We start from the raw sequence: 22,033 nt of genomic DNA on the forward strand, positions 1-22,033 counted from the left end.
TCGCTCAGTTCTGGCCGGACGGCGCGGCGGCGGCGGGCGCGGCCATGGCGGTCGGGCGGCGGTCGATCACGGTGCGGTTGGCGCGGGTCAGATAGGTCTTGGCCGCGCGCTGCAGATCGGCCGAGGTCACCGCTTCGATCCAGCCGGGAATCTTGTTGACCACGTTGGCGTCGCCCCACAAGGTCTGCATGCGCGCGACGGTGTCGGCGCGGTCGATGTAGCTTTCCAGGCCGTTGTACCAATCGGCCAGCATCTTGGTCTTGACCCGCTTGAGCGTGGCCGCGTCGACCCCGCCCTGGGCGATCTTCGCCACTTCCTCGTCGATCGCCGCGAGCACCGCGTCGGCGCTGCTGTCGGGCTTGTACAGCGCGAACAAGGTGTACAGGGTCGGGCCGTTGTAGGTCCACGGATCGGTCAGGCCGTACAGCGCGTCGACACTGAGCGCGAGCTGCTTGCGCTTGACCAGGCTCTGGTACAGGCGCGAGGCCTCGTCGCCGGCCAGCACGCTGCCGAGCACCGCCATCGGCGCGTGATCGCGGCTACCGCGCGCGGGCATCTTCCAGGCCGCGGCGATCGCCGGCACCTGCGCCAGCGCGTCGGTCTGATTGACGCGTTTTTCCTGGGTGTTGAGGCCCTCGCTGTAATCCGGCGGCGGCGGCGTGGAGCGTCCGGGAATCGCGCCGAAGTACTTGTCGGCCAGTTTGAAGGCCTCGGCCGGCGTGATGTCGCCGGCGATGCCGAGCACGGCGTTGTTGGGGCCGTAGTAATCGCGATGGAACGACTGCACGTCGGCCAGGCTGGCGTTTTCCAGATCCTGGAAGCTGCCGTAGCCGTCGTGGTTGTTCTCCCATTTCTGGAATGCGTGCTGGCCGATGTCGATCCACATGAAGCCGCCGTAAGGCTGGTTCTTCACGTTGACCCGGATTTCCTCCTTGACCACGTCCTGCTGGTTTTTCAGCGTGGTCGGGTTGAAGTCCAGGGTCTTCATGCGGTCGGCTTCCAGCCACAGGATGCGGTCGAGCGCCGACACCGGCGCGACCTCGATGTAGTTGGTGAAGTCGGCGCGGGTCGAACCGTTGTTGCGGCCGCCGCCGCCGCTGATGACCTGGTCGAACACGCCCTTCGGCGCGGTCGGCGTGCCCTGGAACATCAGGTGTTCGAACAGATGAGCGAAGCCGGTGCGGTTCTTGGGCTCCAGCCGCATGCCGACGTGATAGACCACGCTGACGCCGACGGTCGGCGAGCTGTGATCCTCGGACACGACCACGGTCAGTCCGTTGTCGAGTTTCTTGACCGCCACCGGCACCTGCCAGCGATCGCTCTCGGCCGCGGACGCAGGAGCGAACGCGGCGGTCGTGATCGTGGTCAGTCCGGCCAGCAGTACGCTCAGATGACGCGTGCGCATGGGTGGCTCCCTGTCTTTGTCGAGATGTTGTGTCGAGATGAGTCGGATGATGGTGCGTGTGCGGGTGTGGCGAATGGCGTCGAGCCCCTCGACGCGTCCCGGGCCCGCGCACCTTAACCTGCCCGGGCCGGCCGCGCATGCGGGTCGAAAGTCACGTAGGGAGATCGCGCGCACGGCCCGCCGCTGGCCGTCGCCGCGCGAATCGCCGACACTGTGCGCCCCGCGTCCCTGCCCCACCGACCCGCCGATGCCGTACACGCCTATCGTGGCCACCCTGGGCTACGTGCTTTCGCCCGATGGCCGCCAAGTGTTGATGGTGCATCGCAACGCCCGTCCCGACGATCATCAGCTCGGCAAGTACAACGGCCTGGGCGGCAAGCTGGAGGCCGATGAGGACGTGGTCGCCGGCATGCGCCGCGAGATCTTCGAGGAAGCCGGCATCGACTGCACCGCGATGCAGTTGCGCGGCACCATCAGCTGGCCGGGCTTCGGCAAGCGCGGCGAGGACTGGCTCGGTTTCGTGTTCACCGTTACCGCGTTCGAGGGCGTGCCGTTCGCGAGCAATCCCGAGGGTTCGCTGGAATGGGTCGATCTCGACCGCCTGCACGAACTGCCGATGTGGGAAGGCGACCGCGAGTTCCTGCCGCTGGTGTTCGACGCCGACCCGCGCGCGTTCCACGGGGTGATGCCGTACCGCGACGGGCGGATGGTGTCGTGGAAGTATTCGCGGGTTTGAGCGGTTGGGTGTGGGACTTGCTGGAGTCGGAACTCGCGGATTGACTTGGCGAGTCGGAACAACGGCAAGCCCGTTTCACCCTTTCGATAAAAGCTGTTCGACCTCGCCCCAGTCCGATTCCCAGATACGGCCATGGCAGGCCCAGTCCGGCAGCGCACCGCGCACGCGTTCGGCCGGCCCGTGCGGGAACATCGGGCCGCGAAATTCCAGGTTCAACAATAGTCCCGATACCGGCGCCCAACGCAGGATCGCCTCGCGCGCCGGCCGCAGCGGGCTTCGCGCCGGATCACTACCGCTGTGCGCGAGATCGAAGCTTTGCGAGTCGAACACCACCAGGCAACGCGAGTCCTCAGTGCGCAGCAGATAAATGCGCCCGCCCTGTTCGGGGTCATGCACGGCGCGGCAATCGCCCAGCGCATAACGCTCCTCGCGCACCACGCCGGCCTGTGCATCGATCTGAAAGGCCCCAAGCGTACTGCGCTTGATCGCGCGCCATTGCCGCGCGAAGGTCCAGGCATTGACCGAGGCATACACCATGCCCAGCAACAGGCAGGCCGCGAGTAGATACGGCCAATAGACCGCGACCCAGCCCGCCAGCGCGCTGCCGCTGCGTAGGCTCAGCACCGAAATCGTCAGCACGGCCAGAAAAAAACCGGTGACCGCGGCGCAGCTCTTCAGCCATTCCATTCGCCAGTGGCGTATGTGGGCGGGTACCTGATCGGGCGATTGGTCCGTCGACGCCATCAACTCGTTCGCCCTGGGCACTATCAGTTCGAGCCTGCCGCGCTCGTCCTGGGTCATCGCCACCATCGTCGTCCTTGCCACCATGCTCGTACCTCCGTGTGTCCAGCCGCATCTGGGGCTTTCAGCAAAAACCCGACACGGGTAAAGCACCTGCGCGGCCGGCGCTCGCCGGCGCAGTCAAGCGCGTAGACGCACCATCGCCGCTGCATCGCCGTTGCCGGCGACCGCCATGCCGGTGCATTCAACCACCGACGCGTACCGTGCCCTTGCCTTCCTTCTGTTCGAACACAAAGCTGAAAGCCAGGCTCACCGCGACCGCTTCTTCCTTGCCGGTCACGCAGCCTTCCTCCTGCGGCTTGACGCCTGGATAGATGCAGCGGAACGCCGGATCGAACCGCCACTGCAGCACCGCCGCCTGCGCGGCTTCGACGAACTGCGGGGCCGCCGCCGTCGCCGCCGGGCAACCCTGCTCCACCCCGACCGGACGGCTGCCGCTGACCCGCCCGTCCGCGCCGATCGCCACGTTCAGGCAAACCGTCTGCGGCGCCAATCGCTGCGCCAGCAACTCGCGCGGATAAGCCGGCGCGGCGTTGTCGCGTTCGGCCAACGGCATCTGGAAGGTTTCGTTGTCGCCCAGTTGCATGCGCTCGGGCGCGGTCAGCAGCTTGTCGATCGAGCGCACGCCGACCGCGCCGGTATGCGGGTCGTCCTGCGCCGCGCTGTGCGGCGGCACGCTGGCGCAGGCGCCCAACATCACCACGCAGCCGCTGAGCATCCATGATTTGAATCGCATCGTTGTCTCCATGACCACGTGGGTATTCGTTATGCCGTTGCGATGATGTCGGTAGCCGAGCACACGCGCTTGGCGGCTTACGCAGCTTCGGGCCGCGTGCTCGATTTTGTCTTAAGCGGCGCTGTGGATCTTGCCATGATCGGGCGACCGGGGCATCTCGCGCGCTGGCGCCTGGGCAGGTGTCCCATGGAGAAGTTCGTTCGATCGACAGCCGTGAGTTTGCGATTGCGTCGTGAGTTGCGACGTTGGCGTCGTGGCGTGGTCGCGGCTTACGCCGCTCCTACAGGGAGGCAGGGAGGCCATGTCGTTTTTGCTTGGACTTGAAGTCGCGCAGTTCATTCAACGCTGCGAAGCCACTGACTCGCGAGAACAAAAGGACACCCGAAGGGCGGCGCACAGGGATGTGCGCCGTGCGCCACCGAGACAGGATGTCTCGTGTGGCGCATGCCCGCGGAAGCTCCGCACTTGCGGGCACTTGATTCAAAAAAAACGTTTTTCTTTGGTTCTCACTGGCCGGATACAACCGCATCGGGACGCGTCGGCGCCGCGCACCCGACGACCCACATCGCCATGACCGCGGCGATGACGGGCAATACGATGCGAATCCAGACGCGCCGCTTCGCACGGCAGTCCGTCGACGCGAGCGTCATCGCCGCAGCCAACTCATGCGCGCGTTTCTTCCTCGATCCCGACATTGGTCGGCGCCGCATCGTAGACCGCCTTGTCGAGCAGACCGGTTTCCTTGGCCACCAGCACCGGCACCAGCATCTGCCCGGTCACATTGGTCATGGTCCGCATCATGTCGAGCACGCGGTCGATCGCGTACAGATAACCGATCGTCTCCAGCGGCAGGCCGGCGGCGCTGAGCACCACGGTGGCCATGATCACCGCGGTGCCGGGCACGCCGGCGGTGCCGAAGCTGCCCAGCACGGACGCGATCATCACGATGAAGTACTGGTCGGCGGTCAACGGCGTACCGGTGTACTGGGCGATGAACACCGCGCACAGCGCCGGATAAATCGCGCCGCAGCCGTCCATCTTGATGCTCGCGCCCAAGGGCGAAGCGAACGCCGCGTAATCTTTATTGACGCCGAGGTTATGGGTGATCGACCGCATCGCCACCGGCATCGCGGCGAAGCTCGACGAACTGACGAACGCCACCTGCATGCCCGGCGCGGCGCCGCGGAAGAACTTGAGCGGATTCAGCCCGTGCGCGAGCAACAGGCCGCTGTAGACCACGACGATGTGCAGCGCGCAGGCGACATACAGCGCCAGCACGAAATTGCCCAGCGGCAGCAGCTTCTCGAAGCCGTACGCGCCGACCAGCGAGGCGATCAGGCCGAAGGTGCCAATCGGGGTGACCTCCAGCACGAAGCGGGTCACCTGGATCATCAGCTCGCTGGTTTCGCCGACCAGCTTGCGCACGCCGGCGACTTTCTCGCCGAGCTTGACCATGGCGAAGCCGAGCAACCCGGCGAAGAAGATCACCGGCAGGATCGAGCCCTTGCCGGCGGCGAGCACGGTTTCGCCGGCCGCGTTCTTGGTCGCGCCGATGCCGGTCAAGGCATAGAACGGATTGCTCGGCACCACGTCGAGCAAGACCTTGACCACGCTGGGCACGTCGCGCGGCTTGTAGCCCGAATCCACCGCCAGCCCGGTCACGCCGGCGCCGGGCTGCAGGATCGTGCCGACCGCCAGGCCGATGCCGACCGCGAGCACCGCGGTGATCGCGAACCAGGCGAAGGTGCGGCCGCCGAGCGCGGCGATCGATTTCTGTCCATGCAGCGACGCGACCGCGTTGATCACCGCGAAAAACACCAACGGCACCGCGATCATCTTGATCAGGGTGACGTACAGATCGCCGAGCGGCCCGAACCAGGTGTCGGCCGCCGAGCCGAAGGCCCAGCCGGCCAGCGCGCCGAGCACGAAGCCGGCGACCACGCGCTGCCAGAACGGGATGCGGAACCAGGCCGAGAACAAAGCGGTCATCGCGGGCTATCCAATGAGTGCGTCGGTGAGTGCGTCGGTGGCTGCGAAGCGCACGCGGCTGATGGCGGACGCGCGCGGACGGGATGACACGATAAACAGCTTCGCCGCGGCGCTGCCTGATCTGAGCGCATAAGCCGGCAACCAAACATTATTACTTCGGCCAGCTTCGGCAAACCAGTCGGGCTGGGTTGGAACAATAGTGGATTGGCGGGCTATGCGGAGAACGAGTTCACAGGAGTGAGAAACGAGTAGAGCAGGCTGCCTTACTCGTTTCTCACTCCTGCGAACTCGTTCCTCGGCCGCCGCCGCCAAACCGCGGTCACACGCCCGAGGCATAATCGCCGGCTCGTCATTCCCAACGCCCGGCCCGCCCATGTCCAAGCTGCGTTCCGTTTCCGTTCTGCTCGTTCCCGCGCTGCTCACCGCCTGCGCCGCGGCCGCTCCGACCCGACCCGATGCGCCCGGCGCCGGCATCGCGATCGAGGTCCCGGCGATCCAGCATCCGCAGGGCGAAACCCCGGCCTGGTGGTACCGCGACGGCGCCGCCCAGGCCGCGCAGCGCGGCGCGTCGTCGGCCAAGGCCAAGAACGTGATCCTGTTCGTCGGCGACGGCATGAGCCTGACCACGGTCGCCGCCGCGCGCATCCTCGCCGGCCAGCTCAAGGGCGCGCCCGGCGAAGAAAACCGCTTGAGCTGGGAACGCTTTCCCTCGACCGCGCTGAGCAAGACCTACAACACCGATTCGCAGACGCCCGACTCGGCCGGCACCATGAGCGCCATGGCGACCGGCGTGAAGACCCGCGCCGGCGTGCTCAGCATCGGCCAGAAGGGGCTGCGCGGCGACTGCGCGGCGGCCCTGCAGGCGCCGATGCTGACCTTGTGGGAACTCGCCGCGAGCCAAGGCCTGGCCACCGGCGTGGTCACCACCACCCGCGTCACCCACGCCACCCCGGGCGCGACCTTCAGCCATTCGGCCGACCGCAACTGGGAAAACGACATGGACCTGACCGACAAGGCCAAGTCCGAAGGCTGCATCGACATCGCCCGGCAGATGATCGAGTCGCCGTACGGCACCGGCCCGGACGTGCTGATGGGCGGCGGCCGCGGCAACTTCATGACCGTCGAGCAGCGCGATCCCGAGTACGACGACAAGGTCGGCCAGCGCCTGGACGGCCGCGACCTCATCGCGACCTGGAAGCAGCGCCACCCCGGCGGCGAGTACGTGTGGAACGCCAAGCAGTTCGCCGCCGCGCCCAAGGACAAGCCGCTGTTCGCGCTGTTCGAACCCGATCACATGCAGTTCGACCACGACCGCCCGCAGGACGGCGCCGGCGAGCCGTCGCTGGCGGAAATGACGGTCGCGGCGATCGAACGGCTCAAGAAGATCAAGGGCGACAACGGCTTCGTGCTGCTGGTCGAAGGCGGCCGCATCGATCATGCGCACCACATGGGCAATGCCTATCGCGCGTTGACCGACACCATCGCGCTTAGCGAAGCGGTGGAAGCGGCGAACAAGGCGACCTCCGCGGACGACACCCTGATTCTGGTCACCGCCGATCACTCGCACACGCTGAGCTTCGTCGGCTACCCGACCCGCGGCAACCCGATGCTCGGCAAGGTGCGCGGCACCAGCGGCGAAGACGGCGACCCGAACGCCTACGCCCGCGACGCGCTCGGCAAGCCCTACACCACGCTCAGTTACAGCAACGGCCCGGGCTATACCGGTGCCAGCTCGCAACAGCCCGAAGGCCCGCACACCTTCCCGCATACCGCCAGCGGCATGCAGGAAATCGAAAAGGGCCGCCCGGACCTGAGCAACGTCGACACCCAGGCGCCCGACTACATGCAGGAAGCCCTGGTCCCGACCACCGCCGAAACCCACGGCGGCGACGACGTCGGCATCTGGGCTCGCGGCCCCGGCAGCAGCGCGGTGCGCGGCAGCGTCGAACAGAACACGATCTACCATTTCCTGCTGCAGTCGATGCCGAAGTTGCGCGCTTCGTTGTGTGCGAAGGGCGATTGCGATGCGAACCAGGTGCCGGTGAAGTTGCCTGACGCGGGTCAGTTCAAGAACTGAGTGGGCATCGTGGGCTGATCGAAAAGCGAATCCCCCCTGCCCCCCTTTTGCAAAGGGGGGAACAGCACTGGCTCGGAATGAAAACGGCGACCTTGGGGTCGCCGTTTTTCTTTTTCAAAGCGCTAGCGCTCAACGCGAATCACCAGCGGCTCGAATCACCAGCAGCCCACGCAACCAGCAGCCCGCTACGTAACCCACCGAAGCAACGAATGCAGTCTCCCCCTTTGCAAAAGGGGGATTAAGGGGGATTCGCTTTTGCTCCTGCTTCTGCTCGTGCCTTTACCTACGTCCCATCCCTCAAAACGGCTTAGCCAACACCAACCAGACAATCGCAATCAACGCCAGCAACGGCAGCTCATTGAACAAACGCAACGTCCGCGACGAAGGCAGCGCCCGCCCCTTGTCCACGCCCTTGAGCCAGCGCCCGGTAAAGATGAAATACACCAGCAGCACCACGACCAACGTCAACTTGACGTGCAACCAGCCGCCGACCGCGAACATCTGCGGCAACCCATCGCCGAACACCCGATAGCCCTGCCACATCAACAGGCCGCACAAAAACGCGATGCCGAACATGACGTGGCCGAAGCGATACAGCTTGCGCCCCATCAACACCAGCCGCGCGCGCACCGCAGGCTCGTTGCCGGCCTCGGCGATGTTGACCAGGATCCGCGGCAGGTAGAACACCGAGGCCATCCAGGCGATCACGAATACGACATGGAAGGTCTTGGTCCATAGATAGGCATTCATCGCGGGCTTCCTGATAAGGGCTGGCGGGTTGATACAAGAGTGAGGGAGCCGGCTGCGAACCGCCGCGCCGCCGCCGGCGACGCCAACTCGCGATGGCGCCGATATCGACAGCATCGCGCGGCGAGGATCGAGCCCACCGCCGCACCGGTCCCGAGGCGCGTTAGGATGCCACGCTCCACCGCAAGCCACCGCCCCGATGAGCAAACAGTACGACGCCGCCTACTTCCAGCGCTGGTACCGCGACCCGGCCCTGAAGCACCAGGCCATCGGCGGCGCCGCGCGACTGGCGCGCAAGGTCGCGCTGACCGTCGCCACCGCCGAGTACCACCTCGAGCGCCCGATCCGCAGCGTGCTCGACATAGGCTGCGGCGAAGGCCCGTGGCGCGCGCCGCTGCTCAAGCTGCGCCCGCGCCTGCAGTATCTGGGATTCGACAGCAGCGAGTACGCCACTGCGCGCTTCGGTCGCAGTCGCAACCTGCACCTGGCGCGGTTCGGCGATTTCGAATACCTGCGCCCGTGCGCGCCGGTCGACCTGCTGATCTGCAGCGACGTGCTGCATTACCTGGACACCCGCGAACTCGATCGCGGCCTGCCCGGCCTGGCCGAGCTGTGCGGCGGGGTCGCGTTCCTGGAGACCTTCACCCGCGAGGACGGCATCGAAGGCGACACCGACGACTTCAAGCGCCGCCCGGCCGCGTTCTATCGCGAACGCTTCGCCGCGCAGGGCTTCACCGCGCTGGGCTCGCACCTGTGGCTGGCGCGGCGGTTGCGCTTCGGCACCTCGGCGCTGGAAACGGCCGGCTGAGTCCCTTAGCCCCTTGTAGGAGCGGCGTGAGCCGCGACCGCGGCACTTCGGTTACGACGCCCTTCTCGGATACCGTTCGAGGTTTTAAAACAGCCGTCCGGGTGTCTGGGCTTCGGATTAGGCGCTTGCGTGCGCTGCTTCGGTTGGTCGCGGCTTACGCCGCTCCTACACGGGGCGCCTTCAGAGATCGCGGTGCCTGCCGCCGCGTCTCACCACTTGGTGGAACGCAACCCGCCACCCACCGCGCCATTCACGCGACCGCCGTCCCAATCCGCTATGCTGCGCCGCAGCAAACCGCAGACGCCGGAACCCGTTACGCTCCGGCGCCAGTTCGCCCGCCAAAGAGACTCCGACCCGATGCTGCTTTATCAGATGCACGAATTCGGCCGCGCCTGGATGGCCCCGATGACCTACTGGGCCGATGCCGGCGCGAAGATGTTCGCCGCGCCCGGCAGCTGGCTGTCGACCGTACCGGGCGCCTCGCGCTTGGCCGCCGGCTACGAACTGCTCTACCGCATCGGCAAGGATTACGAGAAGCCCGAGTTCGGCATCCATTCGATCCAGATCGACGGCAACACCTACCCGGTGATCGAGCGCGAGATGCAGCGCAAGCCGTTCTGCCGGCTGCTGCGCTTCAAGCGCTACGCCGACGACGCCGACAACATCGCCGAACTCAAGGACGATCCGCCGGTGCTGGTGGTCGCGCCGCTGTCGGGCCATCACAGCACCCTGCTGCGCGACACGGTCAAGACCCTGCTGCGCGACCACAAGGTCTACATCACCGACTGGATCGACGCGCGCATGGTGCCGGCCGAGGACGGCGCGTTCACCCTCGACGATTACATCGGCTACATCCAGGACTTCATCCGCCTGATCGGCGCCGACACCCTGCACGTGATCAGCGTCTGCCAGCCGACCGTGCCGGTGCTCGCGGCGGTGTCGCTGATGGCCGCGCGCGGCGAACCCACCCCGCGTTCGCTGGTGATGATGGGCGGCCCGATCGACACCCGCGAAAGCCCGACCAAGGTCAACGACCTGGCCGTGCACAAGCCGCTGTGGTGGTTCGAAAACAACGTGATCCATCACGTGCCGGCGAACTTCCCCGGCCGCGGCCGCCGCGTCTATCCCGGCTTCCTGCAGCACAGCGGCTTCGTGGCGATGAACCCGGAGCGGCATTTCCAGTCGCACTGGGATTTCTATCAGGACCTGCTCAAGGGCGACCTGGAAGACGCCGACTCGCATCGCCGTTTCTACGACGAATACAACGCCGTGCTCGACATGCCGGCCGAGTACTACCTCGACACCATCCGCGTCGTGTTCCAGGAACACCTGCTGCCGCGCGGACTGTGGGACGTGGCCGGCGAGCGGGTCGATCCCGGCGCGATCAACAACACCGCGCTGCTGACCATCGAAGGCGAACTCGACGACATCTCCGGCCAGGGCCAGACCCGCGCCGCGCACACGCTGTGCACCGGCGTGGCGCAAGCCGACCGTCAGCACATCACCGTCGACGGCGCCGGCCACTACGGCATCTTCAGCGGCCGTCGCTGGCGCGATCAGGTGTATCCGCAGGTGCGCAACTTCATCGCCAAATACGCGGCGAAGTAAACCGCCGCATCCGGCACGACTGCGCTTTATCGCGGTCCGCTCGACCTGAACGTCGGGCGGACCGTTTTATTTTGCGCGACGCGCAATACTCAGACGGCATGTAGCTTACGGTCGCCCGTGAGCGACCGCGCAAGTGCGCAACCGTTCGCCATCCGCTGGACGGCCTGCGCGCATTCGTACGCCGTACAACCGCGAAAACCTCGCCCCTGTGCGCGCCGCGATCAGAAAACAGCGACATGCGCCGCTAAAAACTGTCGACTGGGCATCAATTACGCACGGCCACGAGGGCGGCCGGCGCCGGGATGGCTACAGTCGCCTCAGCCGCGCGGCGAATCAGTCCGCGCGATCGCAGGATCACGATTCCCGCGCAGCTAAGGAGAGCTGGATGAACCTTCACGCAGGCAGCGCGCGCACTGCGCACGCACACGGTCGCAACCGTCGGCCTTCGCCATCCCGCATCGTTCCAGCCACACCGCCGTCTTCGCGTCAGCCGCCGCGCGTGCATTCGATCGACCGCATCTGAAACCAACCCAAGTACGCCGCTCGCGCCATCACGGCCCGGTCGGTGCACTCAACGCGCGAAGGCCGCACCGGGCTTCGCGCATCGCCCACGCCAAGGAGAGCCCGCATGAAATCGCTTATTCCGTTACGCACCCAGTTGCGTACACGATCCGTCTTCGCATCCGCCGCGCTGTCGGTATTGATGTTGTGCAGCGGCGCGGCCGCGGCCAATGCGGCCTGCGTCTACGCCGGCCAGGACTGGATGGCCGCGTTCCAGGAGAAGGACGTGGCCTGCTCGAACCAGGGCCCGAACAGCGCGAGTTGCGATGCGCGCGAAGCCGAACAGGCCGCGGCCATGCAGGCGATGAGCAGCAGTTGCCCGCCGCTGGACGACTACTGCAGCGTGGTCCGCGATCAGTACGAACAAGCCGCCGCGACCCGCAGCTTCGAATGCCGCCAGGCCGGGACCGCGCTCGATCCGCAATGCCAGGCGCTGCGTCAGGCCGAGTTCCAGCAATTCAAGCGCTTCGTACGCGAATGCATGGTGTTTTGAACGTAATGCTTTAAACGTAATGCTTTGAACGCGATGTTTTCGAGCCGGGCGCGACCGCGCCCGGATAGCGAAAACAGACGACCCGACCATGCCGCATTCCAGTGTTCCATCGCGGCATCGGCCAACCCGCTTCGACCGCGCCACATCGATCGAAGCGGGCCCGTCCGACCGCGTTCGTTGAGCCAAGCTTGTTAACTCACGTTTCTTGAGCCGCGCGATTGAGCCACGCGTGCAATCGGGCCCGCCGGACAGGCCCTCGGACCGAAAACCCAATCGGGAGACGTTCATGTCCAGTCGCCTCGCCGTTTTGCTTTTCCTGTGCTGCTGCAGTTTCGCCGCGACGCTGCACGCCGCGCCCAGCGTGTGTTTCCTCACCGCCACCCAATTGCATCGCGATCGCTTCGAACGAGTGATCGCATGCGAAACCGACGGCCCGTCCAGCCCGAGCTGCGAAGCCGCCGAAGACCGCGAACTCGCCGGCCTGGCATCGCTGCGGCGCAACTGCCCGGTCCCCAGCCTGGAATGCCAATCCGCGCTTTACCAGCATTACCAGTATTGGCCGCATCGCTCGGCGATCTGCCACGCCGCCGGCAGCGCGTCCGATCCGGCCTGCGTGGCTGCGGTCGAGCACGACGAGGACCTGTACTACGCCGTGATGGGGAACTGCGGCTATCTCTCGCGGCCCGGATGAGCATCGCCACGCGCGGCACCGCACTCATCGCCCCGCATCAACGCTTACATCGCCACCCACATCGCCACCGACAAGGAAGACCACCATGAAACTCCAAGCCCTTTGCGCAAGCCTGTTCGCCATCGCATCGTGCGCCGGCGCGGCCCACGCCGCCACGCCCGCCTGCGCCAGCGCGCGCCTGCACGTCGAAGTCAGCCATACCCAGCGCGTGCTGTCGTGCACTTCGCAAGGTCCCAACAGCCCGGTCTGCCGCCAGAACGAGCAGGTCGAAAAACTGCAGTGGCAGATGATGGATGCGGTGTGTCCCGCGCCGGCGCCGCAATGCGCGGTCCAACGTCAGCTGTACGACATCGTGTCGCAGCAGCGCGCGATCAAATGCCAGCAAGCGGGGTCGTCGACGGCTCCGGTCTGCCAGGCCGCGATGCAGCAGGAAGACGTGAGCTTTCTTCAGGTCAAGCTGAGTTGCTTCATGCAGTGATCGGCGCGCCGTCCAAGCTCGCTGTACCGATCGCCCGATTCTCCACCGACCCGCGACCAAGCACTGGAGCCGTCCATGAAGACCGCATCGCTGGCCTTGCTCGTTTTGTCCCTGTCGTTCTCCACCGTCGCGCTCGCGAGCCCGTGCGCGCCGGCGGTGGACGAAATCATCGGCTTGCGCGATGTGCGCATCGAACTTTGCCGGATCAACGGACCCAACGATCCCGATTGCCTCGCCCAGGAAGCTTATGAGTACGACTTCGTCCGTTCGGTGATCCAGCAGTGCCCGGCGACCCGCTACGAATGCCAGCGCGCGCCGATTGCCTACGTCGCTGCGTGGGGCCAGCGGCGCAGCACCTGCCGGAGCGCGGGCTCGTCCAGCGATCCCGCCTGCGTCAGCGCGCAAGGCGTCGAAGACAGCCGGTTCTATCCATTCGCCGTGTGTCTGCTCAACGATTGGTAGTCCGCGCCGCGCGCGCTGGCGTCGGTCACGCGAACGGACAGACGGAAAAAACGATCAGCCGGCCTCGCGGCCGGCTGATCGATGGATGACGCGGACGACGCGGCGGTTTCAGTCGTGCTGCGCCCACCGCACCAACAGGTGCTTGGCCAGTTGGGCATGCGCATAACCGATCATGCGCGCCGCGTGCAGGGTCACGAACAGCAGCACGATGCCGATCGCGGCGAATATCGGCCACGCCCACGGTTCCCACGCGTCGACCATTTCGATTCCGTCCAGGTACACGCCGTGGCCGACCAGGCCGAACAAGTGCGCGAACGGCAGCAGAGTCAGCGACAACGACAGGCCCAGGCCGACCACCGCGATGGTGAAATAGACCGTGCCCAGCGGCAGCATCAGCAGCATGTACAACAGCGTGCCCCAGGTGCGCGGGTCGACGAAGATCTGCTTGATCCGCTCCATCACCGACAGCTCGCGGTTGGTGTACAACGGCCGGCGCGGCATGCGTTCGCCGAGCATCACTTCGATGAGGCGTCCTTCCACCAGCGCCAGCACCCGCACCGAGCCCAGGAACAGGATCAGCAACGGAATGCCGATGATCAAGATCAGCATGCCGATCGACAGCGACAGGCCGGTCGTGACCCAGGTGAAGTAGAACATGCCGGTCGCCAGCGACAGCAGCATGTAGAACAGCGCGCCGTAGGTGCGCGGTTCCAGCGCGACGCCGAAGAAGCGGCCGAGCAGCGACTTGCGCTTCTTCGGCGCCGGTGGCCGCAGCGCGGTCTGCACCTTGATCTCGGTGTCGCGGTAGATGTCGGCGACCTCGTCGGGCGCGCCGTAACTGCCGGCGACCGCGGCGATCACTTCGGCCTCGCTGCGGTCGGGGTTCTCGGCCAGTTCCGAGCGCAGGTATTCCTCGGCGTCGTACAGCGCGTCCTGGATCAATGCAGGATCGGCGCCGCGCAAGGCCGCGCGCAGGCGGTCGAGGTAGTCGGGAATCGAACGCGGCAGGTCCGCGTCGACGGATGAATCGTGGCGACCTGCGTCGTTGATGGCGTTCATGCGTTCAGCCCCTGGAGTACGGAATCTACGGAGTCGCGGGTCGCGCGCCAGGCGGCTGTCCACTCGCGCAGCGCGGCCTGTCCGGCGTCGGTGATGGTGTAGTAGCGGCGCGGCGGACCGGTCACGGACGGCTCGACGTGGCTGTCGAGCAGCCCGGCCGCGCCTAGGTTGCGCAGCACCGGGTACAGCGCGCTCTGTTTGCCGCTGAGCACGCCCTCGCCTTCGCGCTCGAGGCGCTTGGCGATCTGGTAGCCGTACATCGGCTCGCGCGCCGACCCCAGCACCGCCAGCAAGGCCAGTGAGACGGTGCCGGCGCTGAGCTCCTTCTGGAACTTTCGCAATTGGCTGTCGAGCTCGGTCACGGCAGGCTCCTCTAGGTTGGAGCTGATGCTAGTGCTAAGTTCGGTATAGTGAATGTGCCGGTAGTCATCGTGGCTAACGGCGGGCGACTGGAGGAGTGAGTTCAGAGGAGTGAGGAGTGAGTGGGCTGGCAGACCGTGCCGACAGGGACACCGCGGCTGCGCGGGCGGTTGCAACCGGCTACGCTTCGGCGATCGTCGCCCGGTTCGCAGGCGGCCGTATCGTCACCGCCCACCTTCTCTCAGGAAACCGCATGAAGCGTTCGCTTTCCCAAGCCGTGCTGCTGGCCCTCGCCCTGACCCTCATCGCCGCGACCGCGGGCGCGCAGACCGCCGCGCCGGCCAAGCCGCGCGGCATGCAGGACATCCTCGACGCCAGCCGGCCCGCCGACTGGCGCGCGCTGGACCCGAACAACACCCTGTACCTGGAACTCGAACGCGGCCGGGTGGTGATCGAACTGGCGCCGCAGTTCGCGCCCGCGCACGTCGCCAACATCCGCGCGCTGGCCAGCAACGGCTATTGGAACGGGCTCAGCATCAACCGCTCGCAGGATAACTACGTGGTGCAGTGGGGCGACGCCAACGCCGAGGACGCGAGCAAGCGCAAGCCGTTCGGCGCGGGTTTCAAGCCGAAGCTGCCGGCCGAGGTATCGCGTAAGAGCGCGGGCCTGAACATGACCGTGCTGCCCGATCCCGACGGCTGGGCGCCGCAGGCCGGTTTCGCCGCCGGTTTCCCAGCCGCGCGCGATTCGGCGACCGGTTCGAGCTGGCTCGCGCACTGCTACGGCACCGTCGGCGCCGGCCGCGACATGGCCATCGATTCGAGCAACGGCGCCGAGCTGTACGTGGTGATCGGCCAATCGCCGCGCCACCTCGACCTCAACATCACCACGGTCGGCCGCGTGATCAAGGGCATGGAGTTGCTGTCCTCGCTGCCGCGCGGCACCGGCGCGCTGGGCTTTTACGAAACCGCGGCCGAGCGCGCGCCGATCAAGGCGATCCGGCTGGCGGCGAAGGTACCCAAGGCCGAACGCAGCGATCTGGAAGTGCTGCGCACCGACACGCCGCTGTTCACTGAGTTGGTCGAATCGCGGCGCAACCGCCAGGACGATTTCTACAAGCGGCCGGCGGGCTACATCAATATCTGCAATGTGCCGCTGCCGGTGCGCGATCGGGTGGCGAAGAAGAAGTAAGCGCGGGTCGCGGCCCTCATCCGGCCCTGCGGGCCACCTTCTCCGGCTTGCGCGGGAGAAGAACTGCTTAAAGCCCCTCTTCCGCTTGCGGGAGAGGGGTTGGGGTGAGGGCATCAGCACTACGCCCCGCACTACCCTGCCCCAACGCCTGCGGCTGAAACAGACACATCCGCACCACGTCGTGATAGCGCCCGTCGCTGAAGAATTCGTCGATCAACACGCCCTCGCGCTGAAAGCCCGCGTCCTCGTAGATCTGGATCGCCCGGCTGTTGTCGACATCGACCAGCAAATACAGCTTGTACAGATTCAACACCCGGAACGCGTAGTTGATCGCCAGCCGCGTCGCCGCGCGCGCATAACCGCGCCGCTGCTGTTCGGGCGAAATCATGATCAGGAATTCCGCGCGCCGGTGCAGGTGGTCGATCTCGACCAGTTCGACCAGGCCCACGCGCTCCTGGCCGCTGTCCTGGACGATGAAGCGGCGCTCGGACTGATCGTGGATGTGCTTGCGGTACAGCTCTTCGAGTTCGACGAAGGACTCGTAGGGCTCCTCGAACCAATAGCCCATCACGCTGCGATTGTTGTTGAGCACGTGCACGAAATGCAGGTCGCCGCGCTCCAGCGGACGCAAGGTCACGCTCGGCGCGGGGACCGACGAGGGTGGCGATGACTGTGGCGAATCAGAGGTCGTGTTCATGCCGTTTAGCCTACTCGCGCCGCATGCAGCCGATGTGACGTTTCACGCGACCTTAGCCGGACGATGCCTAGCCTGCTCACTCCCCTCGCTACCAGGCCGCCCGCATGCCCCAGCTTCGCATTCGCATCACCGGCACCGAAGACGATGCCCGCGCGATCAGCAATCTGTTGTCCAGCCTGGAGGGCATCGAACACGTCGAGGAAGTCGCCGACCTGATGCCGCACATGGACGACAGCGATTCCAGTTCGGCCGGCCTGCCCGACGACGCCGGCCCGGGCACGCACGAACTGGAGATCGACGCGCCCAACGCCTCCACCGCCAACAAGGTGCGCGAGGCGGTGGAAGCGCTGGCCTTCGACCTGGACGTGCTGGTCGAGTTCGAGACCGAGGAAGAACGCTGACCCGCACGCTGGGCTGACACCGACGCGACCGGGCCGCAGCGAGGCGGCCCGGCCATGCGTCGCGCGACTCAGCCCTTGCGGCGCGCGCGGCGGATGCGGCGGATCAGCAGCACCAGCACGGTCAGCACCAGCGCCACCGGCAACAACGCGGCGAAGGCGCGGATCAGGAACGCGATCGTGCCGGTGACGATACCGCCGACGTCCTTGAACGCCTCGCCGACCTCGCTGGTGTTCTCCTGGGCGCGCGTGGTCTGGAAGCTCAGCGTGACCAGTTGGGTGGAGATGCGCCGCTGCTGCTGCGCGGCTTCCTGTTCGGCCGCCTGCAACTGCGATTCGATCTCGGCGATGCGGCTCGACAAGGTCATCACGTCGGCGATCTTGAGGTCCTTGCGGTCCTGGAATTCGAGCAGGCGCGCATGCTCCTTGCGCAGCCGGTCCTGACGCATGCTGTTGTCGCGCACCGCGGTGGCCAGATCCTCGGCCTGGATGCTGCGCTCGGCGATTTCCTGGCCCTGGCCGGCCAGCGCGATCAGCTTGTCGACGCCTTGCGGCACGATCCGCACCTGCAGGCTCGCCGAAGGATCCTCGCCGCCGCTCTGGCTCATCTCGAGCACCGCGCAGGCGCCGAACTTGCCGCTGTTGCAGGCCGACTGCACCGCCGCGGCCTGGGTCGCGATGCGCTCGCCGGGCATGCGGATGCGGACTTGATGTTCGTAGGCCAGCAGCACGCCCAGGTCGGGCTGCGCGGCGCCACCAGCGGAATCGGGGCTGGCCCCGCTGGCCGCTGGCATATCTGGCACCTGCACCGCCTCCTCCATCGCGGGACTTTCGCTGCGGTTCTTGCCGCAACCGGCCAGCAGTCCGCCGGCCAGCATCAGCGCCAACAGCAGTCCGGTGATCTTGTTCCTGTCCATCGCGTCCATCTCCTCAGCCGTCAGTGGCAGGCGGCACTATGCCACCGCGACGCGCCCGAAGCAGATTCCCTCGGACGCGCCTTGCCTGTCGATGCTTGAGCGAACGCGCGCCGGGCGCCAACGGGGTTGGCGCCGGCGCGCGGCCGTGCGCGGTGGATCGTCAGAACTTGTGCTTGACCCCCACGGTGACGAAGCGGCCCAGCGCGTCGTACTGGCTGATGTCGTACGGCAGCGCGCCGCCGGCCGGATCGAACGGCGGGTCCTTGTCGGCCAGGTTCTGCACCGACAAATACAAGGTCGTGTCGCGCAGGCCTTCGTAGCCCAGGTACAGATCGAACTGGTGGTGATCGTCGACCTTGCTGCTCAGGCCCGGGTTGCTGCGCGCATCGACCACCTGCTGCCGGTAGCCGCCGATGTAGCGCCACGACAGCTGCGCATTCCAGTCGCCGCGCGCAACCGCCAGCGAGGTGATGCCGCGCCACTTCGGCAGCGCGCCGAAGCGGTTGCCGCCGGCGCCTTCCAGCGCGCCCTGCCCGGCCACCTGCGGCTGCTCGTAGCTCAGCAATCGGGTCCAGGTGCCGTCGAGGGTCCAGGTGTCGTCGCCGGCATGCCAGACCTTGCGGCCTTCGATATCGAAACCGGTCGTGGTCAGCGTGCCCTGATTGGCATAGCGGTTCTCGACCAGTTGCAGCCGGCCCTGCGCGTCGCGGGTGACGCGGCCGGGATTACTCTGCGGATTCGAGACCACGAACTGCACATTGTCCGGCGCGATCAGATCGTCCTGGCGGATGCGGTACAGATCGATGCCGAGGCTGGTGTCGGCATCGGGCGCCCACAACACGCCCAGGTTGACGTTACTGGAACGCTCGGCCTTCAGATCGGGATTGCCGGCGCGCAGCACGGTCACGCCGCGCGACGCGCCCGCCTGCACCGGATCGAACGGATCGATCACGCTGCCGTAGCTGATGGTGGTGCTCTGGGCGATTTCCGGCAGCGACGGCGCGCGGAAACCGCGCGAGGCGTTCAAGCGCAGCAGCCAGTCGTCGCTGACCTGCCAACGGATGCCGAGCTTGGGCGAGAACGCACTGCCGAAGTCGCTGTAGTGATCGCCGCGACCGGCCAGTTGCACTTCCACCTGCTCCCAGGGCTTGAGGCTGAATTCGAAGAACGCGGCGGCGACGCGGCGATCGCCGTCGATCAGATTGATCGCCGGGCGCAGCTCGGTGCCCGACAACACCTGCGGACTGGTGCCCGCGTCCTGGGCTTCGTCGCGGAACTCGACACCGGCGGCGACGCCGACATCGCCCGCGCGCCATTGCCACGGGAAACCCGAGACCTTGCCGCTTAGCGTGCTCAGGCGATACGTGCCGGGACGGCGCGTCGACAGACGCAGCGCGTCGAGCGCGCCCGGCGTGCGCGACGGATTGAGGAAATCGTAGCTGCCGTCGGCCAGCACCTGCTGGAACGCATAACGGTTGAGGAAGTTGCGCACGTATTCGCGCTGCTGGCTTTCCGAATGGCTGGCGGCGACATCCCAGTCCCACACCTCGCCCTTGCCGCGCAGGCCGAACAGGATGCGCGAGAACTCCGACTTGTTGATCTTGTAACGCGCGCCCAGGTCGAGGAAGGAATACTCGAACGGCGTCGGCGTCGCATTCGGATTGTTCGGATGCCCGACCGGCAGCACCGCCGGAATATCGACCAGGCGGCCGGAGCTGCGATCGTAAGCGCGCAGGCCGGCGCCGACCGTCATCGGCGCGCTGAAATAGGTGCCGTTGTTGCTGGTGCTGTAGAGGATCTCGGCGAAGCCCTGCACCTTGTCGTTGAACCACACGTCACCGGCGACCAAGGCCTGGTAACGCTCCACGTCGGGGATCAACGTGCGATACGGCTGGGTGTTGAACGCGCAGGCGTTGCCCGGCAGCGGGCTGCCGAAGTCGCTGTACGGACGCGACTGGGTGCCGGGCTGGCAAGCGAACGCAACCGGCGCGCGCGGGTTGCTCAGGAACGCGCCGCCCTGGGTTGACCAGCCGGCCAGGCGGCCGCCGGGTTGATCGCGAAAATCTCCACTGCGGGTCAGCGCGCGTTCGTCGCCGTTGAGTTGTCCGCGCTTGAACACGTCCAAGCTGAAACGCAGGCTGTAGCCGTCCTTGTCCGGATCGCCGTGACCGGCGCGCAGACCGAGGCTGTGTTGATCGATGCCGCCCTGGGTGGCCGCACCGTAGGATGCATCGACTTCGACCCCTTCGATCTTGCGCCGCAGGATCAGATTGACCACGCCGGCGATCGCGTCGGAGCCGTACAGCGCCGAAGCGCCGTCCTTGAGGATTTCCACCCGCTCGATCGCGCCCAGCGGCAGCGCATTGAGATCGACGAAATTGTCCTGGGTGTTCTGGGCGAAACCGTACGAGGCCACGCGATACCCGTTGACCAACACGAGCGTGTTCTTCTGACTAAGACCGCGCAGTGACACGCCGGCCGAACCGTTGGCGAAACTGCCGGTGTACTGCTCGTTGAAGCTGTTGCCGCTGTTGACGGTGAGGCTGCGCAGCAGATCCGACACGGTGACCTTGCCGCTCTTTTCGATCTGCACGCGATCGATCACCAGCACCGGGTTGACCCCGGCTTCGTCGCTGCGCTTGAGGTTGCTGCCGGTGACCTGGACCGCATCGAGAGTGACGCCGGGCGCGGCGGTCGCCGCAGCTTCGTCGGCCTGCGCCAGCGGCGCGGCGAGCGCGATCGACAAGGCCAGGGCGAGACGTCGGTAATGCACGGCGCGAGCGGGCACAAATCGTGTTGCGTGTACGAACGACATGGACGATTCCTGCAAGACGTGGGAAGGGAAAGCGAAGAATTTCGGAGCAGAAAGAACGCCCGCCCGGAACGGCGCGCGGCCGCCGGCGCTGCGCGAACGCAGCGCGTTGCAGCGCGGTCACGAGAGGGGAGAGAGACGCGAAACGGCGATGCCGTCAGCCGCGTGCCGATCCGGGACGGGCGAAGAAAGCGGCAGGTTCAGCCCGTCAGGGCATCACCCGCCGGGTACACATCGACGGATCGCGCGGCGCGGATGCGCGCCAGGAATCGGTCGGAGCGTTGAAGATCGAGATGGCATTCGACATGGACATGAGGCAGCACCGGAACAGGAGACGAAAAGCGATGGGACGACGCGGACGGGCGGTCAGCGGCAACACATGGCCATGCAGCCGTCGCCATGGAAGCGGCGCGAAACGGCGGTCGGATTCGTCGGGGCAACTGCGTTCACGGTGGTGCCGTTCGATGCGGAAGGAAGGTCGGACGCGGGACGCGGCGACGGCTTTATGTTGCATCGCGATAAAACGATGTCAACGAAGCGTGGGTGGGAAAATGATGAATTTTTCGCCAACGGCCGAGCACGCCGAGACCACGCCGGATCGACGTGCAGCCGCTCTGTTCAGTCGCAACGCCCGTGCCGCAAAGCGATCGCGCTGTTTTCCCGCTGCGTTGGCGATACCCCGCCGCAAAACGAATCCCAATCCGCGCGCATGACCGCATTACCGATCGTTATGTCGGCGCCTCCGGCGAAAGCAGCGAAACCCGACCATCGACACGGCAACTGCGCAAAAACCAATCCACGCGTAAATCCTCGGACGCCCCCTGTAGGAGCGGCGCGAGCCGCGACCGCGACTCCCCACATACGACGCAAGCAGATTTCGCGGTCGCGGCTCGCGCCGCTCCTACAGTCGGACCTTGCCGCCAACGGTTTGCCCGTATTGCCGTTTGCCTTGACCGCGAAACCACACACCGCGCAAACCACGCCACATCGGCCCGGCACGACAAGG

Annotated in this window: 20 protein-coding genes; 10 read left to right on the forward strand and 10 right to left on the reverse strand. The window is 66.3% G+C overall.

Annotated elements, in window-relative coordinates; translation table 11 throughout:
• Window positions 1-4: 4 nt before the first annotated feature.
• A complete protein-coding gene (locus tag AC3A4T_RS02535; RefSeq protein WP_487673930.1) occupies window positions 5-1,405 on the reverse strand; it encodes a M16 family metallopeptidase in 1,401 nt (466 codons plus the stop codon).
• Between the two features lie 247 nt (window positions 1,406-1,652).
• Here AC3A4T_RS02535 and AC3A4T_RS02540 point away from each other — a divergent pair, with 247 nt between their 5' ends.
• Window positions 1,653-2,141 carry an NUDIX hydrolase gene (locus tag AC3A4T_RS02540; RefSeq protein WP_487673931.1) on the forward strand — a complete coding sequence of 163 codons (489 nt, stop codon included), beginning with the start codon at window positions 1,653-1,655 and terminating at the stop codon, window positions 2,139-2,141.
• Window positions 2,142-2,216: 75 nt separating this feature from the next.
• On the opposite strand, the gene AC3A4T_RS02545 is transcribed toward AC3A4T_RS02540, so the two are convergent.
• From AC3A4T_RS02545 to AC3A4T_RS02555, 3 genes are all read right to left on the reverse strand, one after another.
• Window positions 2,217-2,828, reverse strand: a complete 612-nt coding sequence (locus AC3A4T_RS02545) for a hypothetical protein (RefSeq protein ID WP_487673932.1) — start codon at window positions 2,826-2,828, stop codon at window positions 2,217-2,219.
• Between the two features lie 298 nt (window positions 2,829-3,126).
• Window positions 3,127-3,678: an energy transducer TonB gene (locus tag AC3A4T_RS02550; RefSeq protein ID WP_487673933.1), complete on the reverse strand. Its 552-nt coding sequence runs from the start codon at window positions 3,676-3,678 to the stop codon at window positions 3,127-3,129.
• A 663-nt stretch (window positions 3,679-4,341) separates the two neighbouring features.
• Window positions 4,342-5,667 carry a dicarboxylate/amino acid:cation symporter gene (locus AC3A4T_RS02555; RefSeq protein ID WP_487673934.1) on the reverse strand — a complete coding sequence of 442 codons (1,326 nt, stop codon included), beginning with the start codon at window positions 5,665-5,667 and terminating at the stop codon, window positions 4,342-4,344.
• A 373-nt stretch (window positions 5,668-6,040) separates the two neighbouring features.
• Here AC3A4T_RS02555 and AC3A4T_RS02560 point away from each other — a divergent pair, with 373 nt between their 5' ends.
• Window positions 6,041-7,744, forward strand: a complete 1,704-nt coding sequence (locus AC3A4T_RS02560; RefSeq protein ID WP_487673935.1) for an alkaline phosphatase — start codon at window positions 6,041-6,043, stop codon at window positions 7,742-7,744.
• 297 nt (window positions 7,745-8,041) lie between these two features.
• Here the strand turns inward: AC3A4T_RS02560 and AC3A4T_RS02565 are convergent, their stop codons facing one another.
• The gene (locus AC3A4T_RS02565) at window positions 8,042-8,494 is read right to left on the reverse strand and encodes a CopD family protein (protein ID WP_487673936.1); all 453 of its coding nucleotides are present in this window, start codon (window positions 8,492-8,494) and stop codon (window positions 8,042-8,044) included.
• A 196-nt stretch (window positions 8,495-8,690) separates the two neighbouring features.
• Between AC3A4T_RS02565 and AC3A4T_RS02570 the strand changes: the two genes are divergently transcribed.
• The 6 genes from AC3A4T_RS02570 (at window position 8,691) to AC3A4T_RS02595 (ending at window position 13,592) form a co-directional block, all read left to right on the forward strand.
• Window positions 8,691-9,299 (forward strand): class I SAM-dependent DNA methyltransferase, encoded by a 609-nt coding sequence (locus AC3A4T_RS02570; protein WP_036110542.1) that lies wholly within the window; start codon window positions 8,691-8,693, stop codon window positions 9,297-9,299.
• A gap of 360 nt (window positions 9,300-9,659) precedes the next feature.
• On the forward strand, window positions 9,660-10,907 hold the full coding sequence (locus tag AC3A4T_RS02575; protein WP_487674037.1) for a polyhydroxyalkanoate depolymerase: 1,248 nt from the start codon (window positions 9,660-9,662) through the stop codon (window positions 10,905-10,907).
• 628 nt (window positions 10,908-11,535) lie between these two features.
• Window positions 11,536-11,961 (forward strand): hypothetical protein, encoded by a 426-nt coding sequence (locus AC3A4T_RS02580; protein WP_487673937.1) that lies wholly within the window; start codon window positions 11,536-11,538, stop codon window positions 11,959-11,961.
• A 286-nt stretch (window positions 11,962-12,247) separates the two neighbouring features.
• The gene (locus AC3A4T_RS02585; RefSeq protein ID WP_487673938.1) at window positions 12,248-12,652 is read left to right on the forward strand and encodes a hypothetical protein; all 405 of its coding nucleotides are present in this window, start codon (window positions 12,248-12,250) and stop codon (window positions 12,650-12,652) included.
• An 85-nt stretch (window positions 12,653-12,737) separates the two neighbouring features.
• Window positions 12,738-13,130 carry a hypothetical protein gene (locus AC3A4T_RS02590; protein ID WP_487673939.1) on the forward strand — a complete coding sequence of 131 codons (393 nt, stop codon included), beginning with the start codon at window positions 12,738-12,740 and terminating at the stop codon, window positions 13,128-13,130.
• Window positions 13,131-13,205: 75 nt separating this feature from the next.
• A complete protein-coding gene (locus tag AC3A4T_RS02595) occupies window positions 13,206-13,592 on the forward strand; it encodes a hypothetical protein (protein ID WP_487673940.1) in 387 nt (128 codons plus the stop codon).
• 108 nt (window positions 13,593-13,700) lie between these two features.
• Here AC3A4T_RS02595 and AC3A4T_RS02600 read toward each other — a convergent pair whose 3' ends face one another.
• Window positions 13,701-14,651, reverse strand: a complete 951-nt coding sequence (locus AC3A4T_RS02600; protein ID WP_487673941.1) for a sensor domain-containing protein — start codon at window positions 14,649-14,651, stop codon at window positions 13,701-13,703.
• Entirely contained in the window at window positions 14,648-15,013 is a 366-nt protein-coding gene (locus tag AC3A4T_RS02605; RefSeq protein WP_310978226.1) for a PadR family transcriptional regulator, read from the reverse strand. Before AC3A4T_RS02605 ends, AC3A4T_RS02600 begins: the two co-directional genes overlap by 4 nt.
• A 251-nt stretch (window positions 15,014-15,264) precedes the next feature.
• Between AC3A4T_RS02605 and AC3A4T_RS02610 the strand changes: the two genes are divergently transcribed.
• Entirely contained in the window at window positions 15,265-16,203 is a 939-nt protein-coding gene (locus AC3A4T_RS02610; protein WP_487673942.1) for a peptidylprolyl isomerase, read from the forward strand.
• 67 nt (window positions 16,204-16,270) lie between these two features.
• Here the strand turns inward: AC3A4T_RS02610 and speG are convergent, their stop codons facing one another.
• The gene (gene speG / locus AC3A4T_RS02615; protein WP_487673943.1) at window positions 16,271-16,900 is read right to left on the reverse strand and encodes a spermidine N1-acetyltransferase; all 630 of its coding nucleotides are present in this window, start codon (window positions 16,898-16,900) and stop codon (window positions 16,271-16,273) included.
• Between the two features lie 104 nt (window positions 16,901-17,004).
• On the opposite strand from speG, the gene AC3A4T_RS02620 reads away from it, so the two are divergent.
• Window positions 17,005-17,301, forward strand: coding sequence for a hypothetical protein (locus AC3A4T_RS02620; protein WP_036110561.1), 297 nt, complete (start codon window positions 17,005-17,007; stop codon window positions 17,299-17,301).
• Between the two features lie 68 nt (window positions 17,302-17,369).
• Here AC3A4T_RS02620 and AC3A4T_RS02625 read toward each other — a convergent pair whose 3' ends face one another.
• The gene (locus AC3A4T_RS02625; RefSeq protein ID WP_487673944.1) at window positions 17,370-18,215 is read right to left on the reverse strand and encodes a DUF4349 domain-containing protein; all 846 of its coding nucleotides are present in this window, start codon (window positions 18,213-18,215) and stop codon (window positions 17,370-17,372) included.
• Window positions 18,216-18,375: 160 nt separating this feature from the next.
• Window positions 18,376-21,003 carry a TonB-dependent receptor plug domain-containing protein gene (locus AC3A4T_RS02630; protein WP_487673945.1) on the reverse strand — a complete coding sequence of 876 codons (2,628 nt, stop codon included), beginning with the start codon at window positions 21,001-21,003 and terminating at the stop codon, window positions 18,376-18,378.
• Window positions 21,004-22,033: the final 1,030 nt, after the last annotated feature.

The sequence above is a fragment of the Lysobacter sp. Soil_N_51 genome (genome assembly GCF_057655755.1).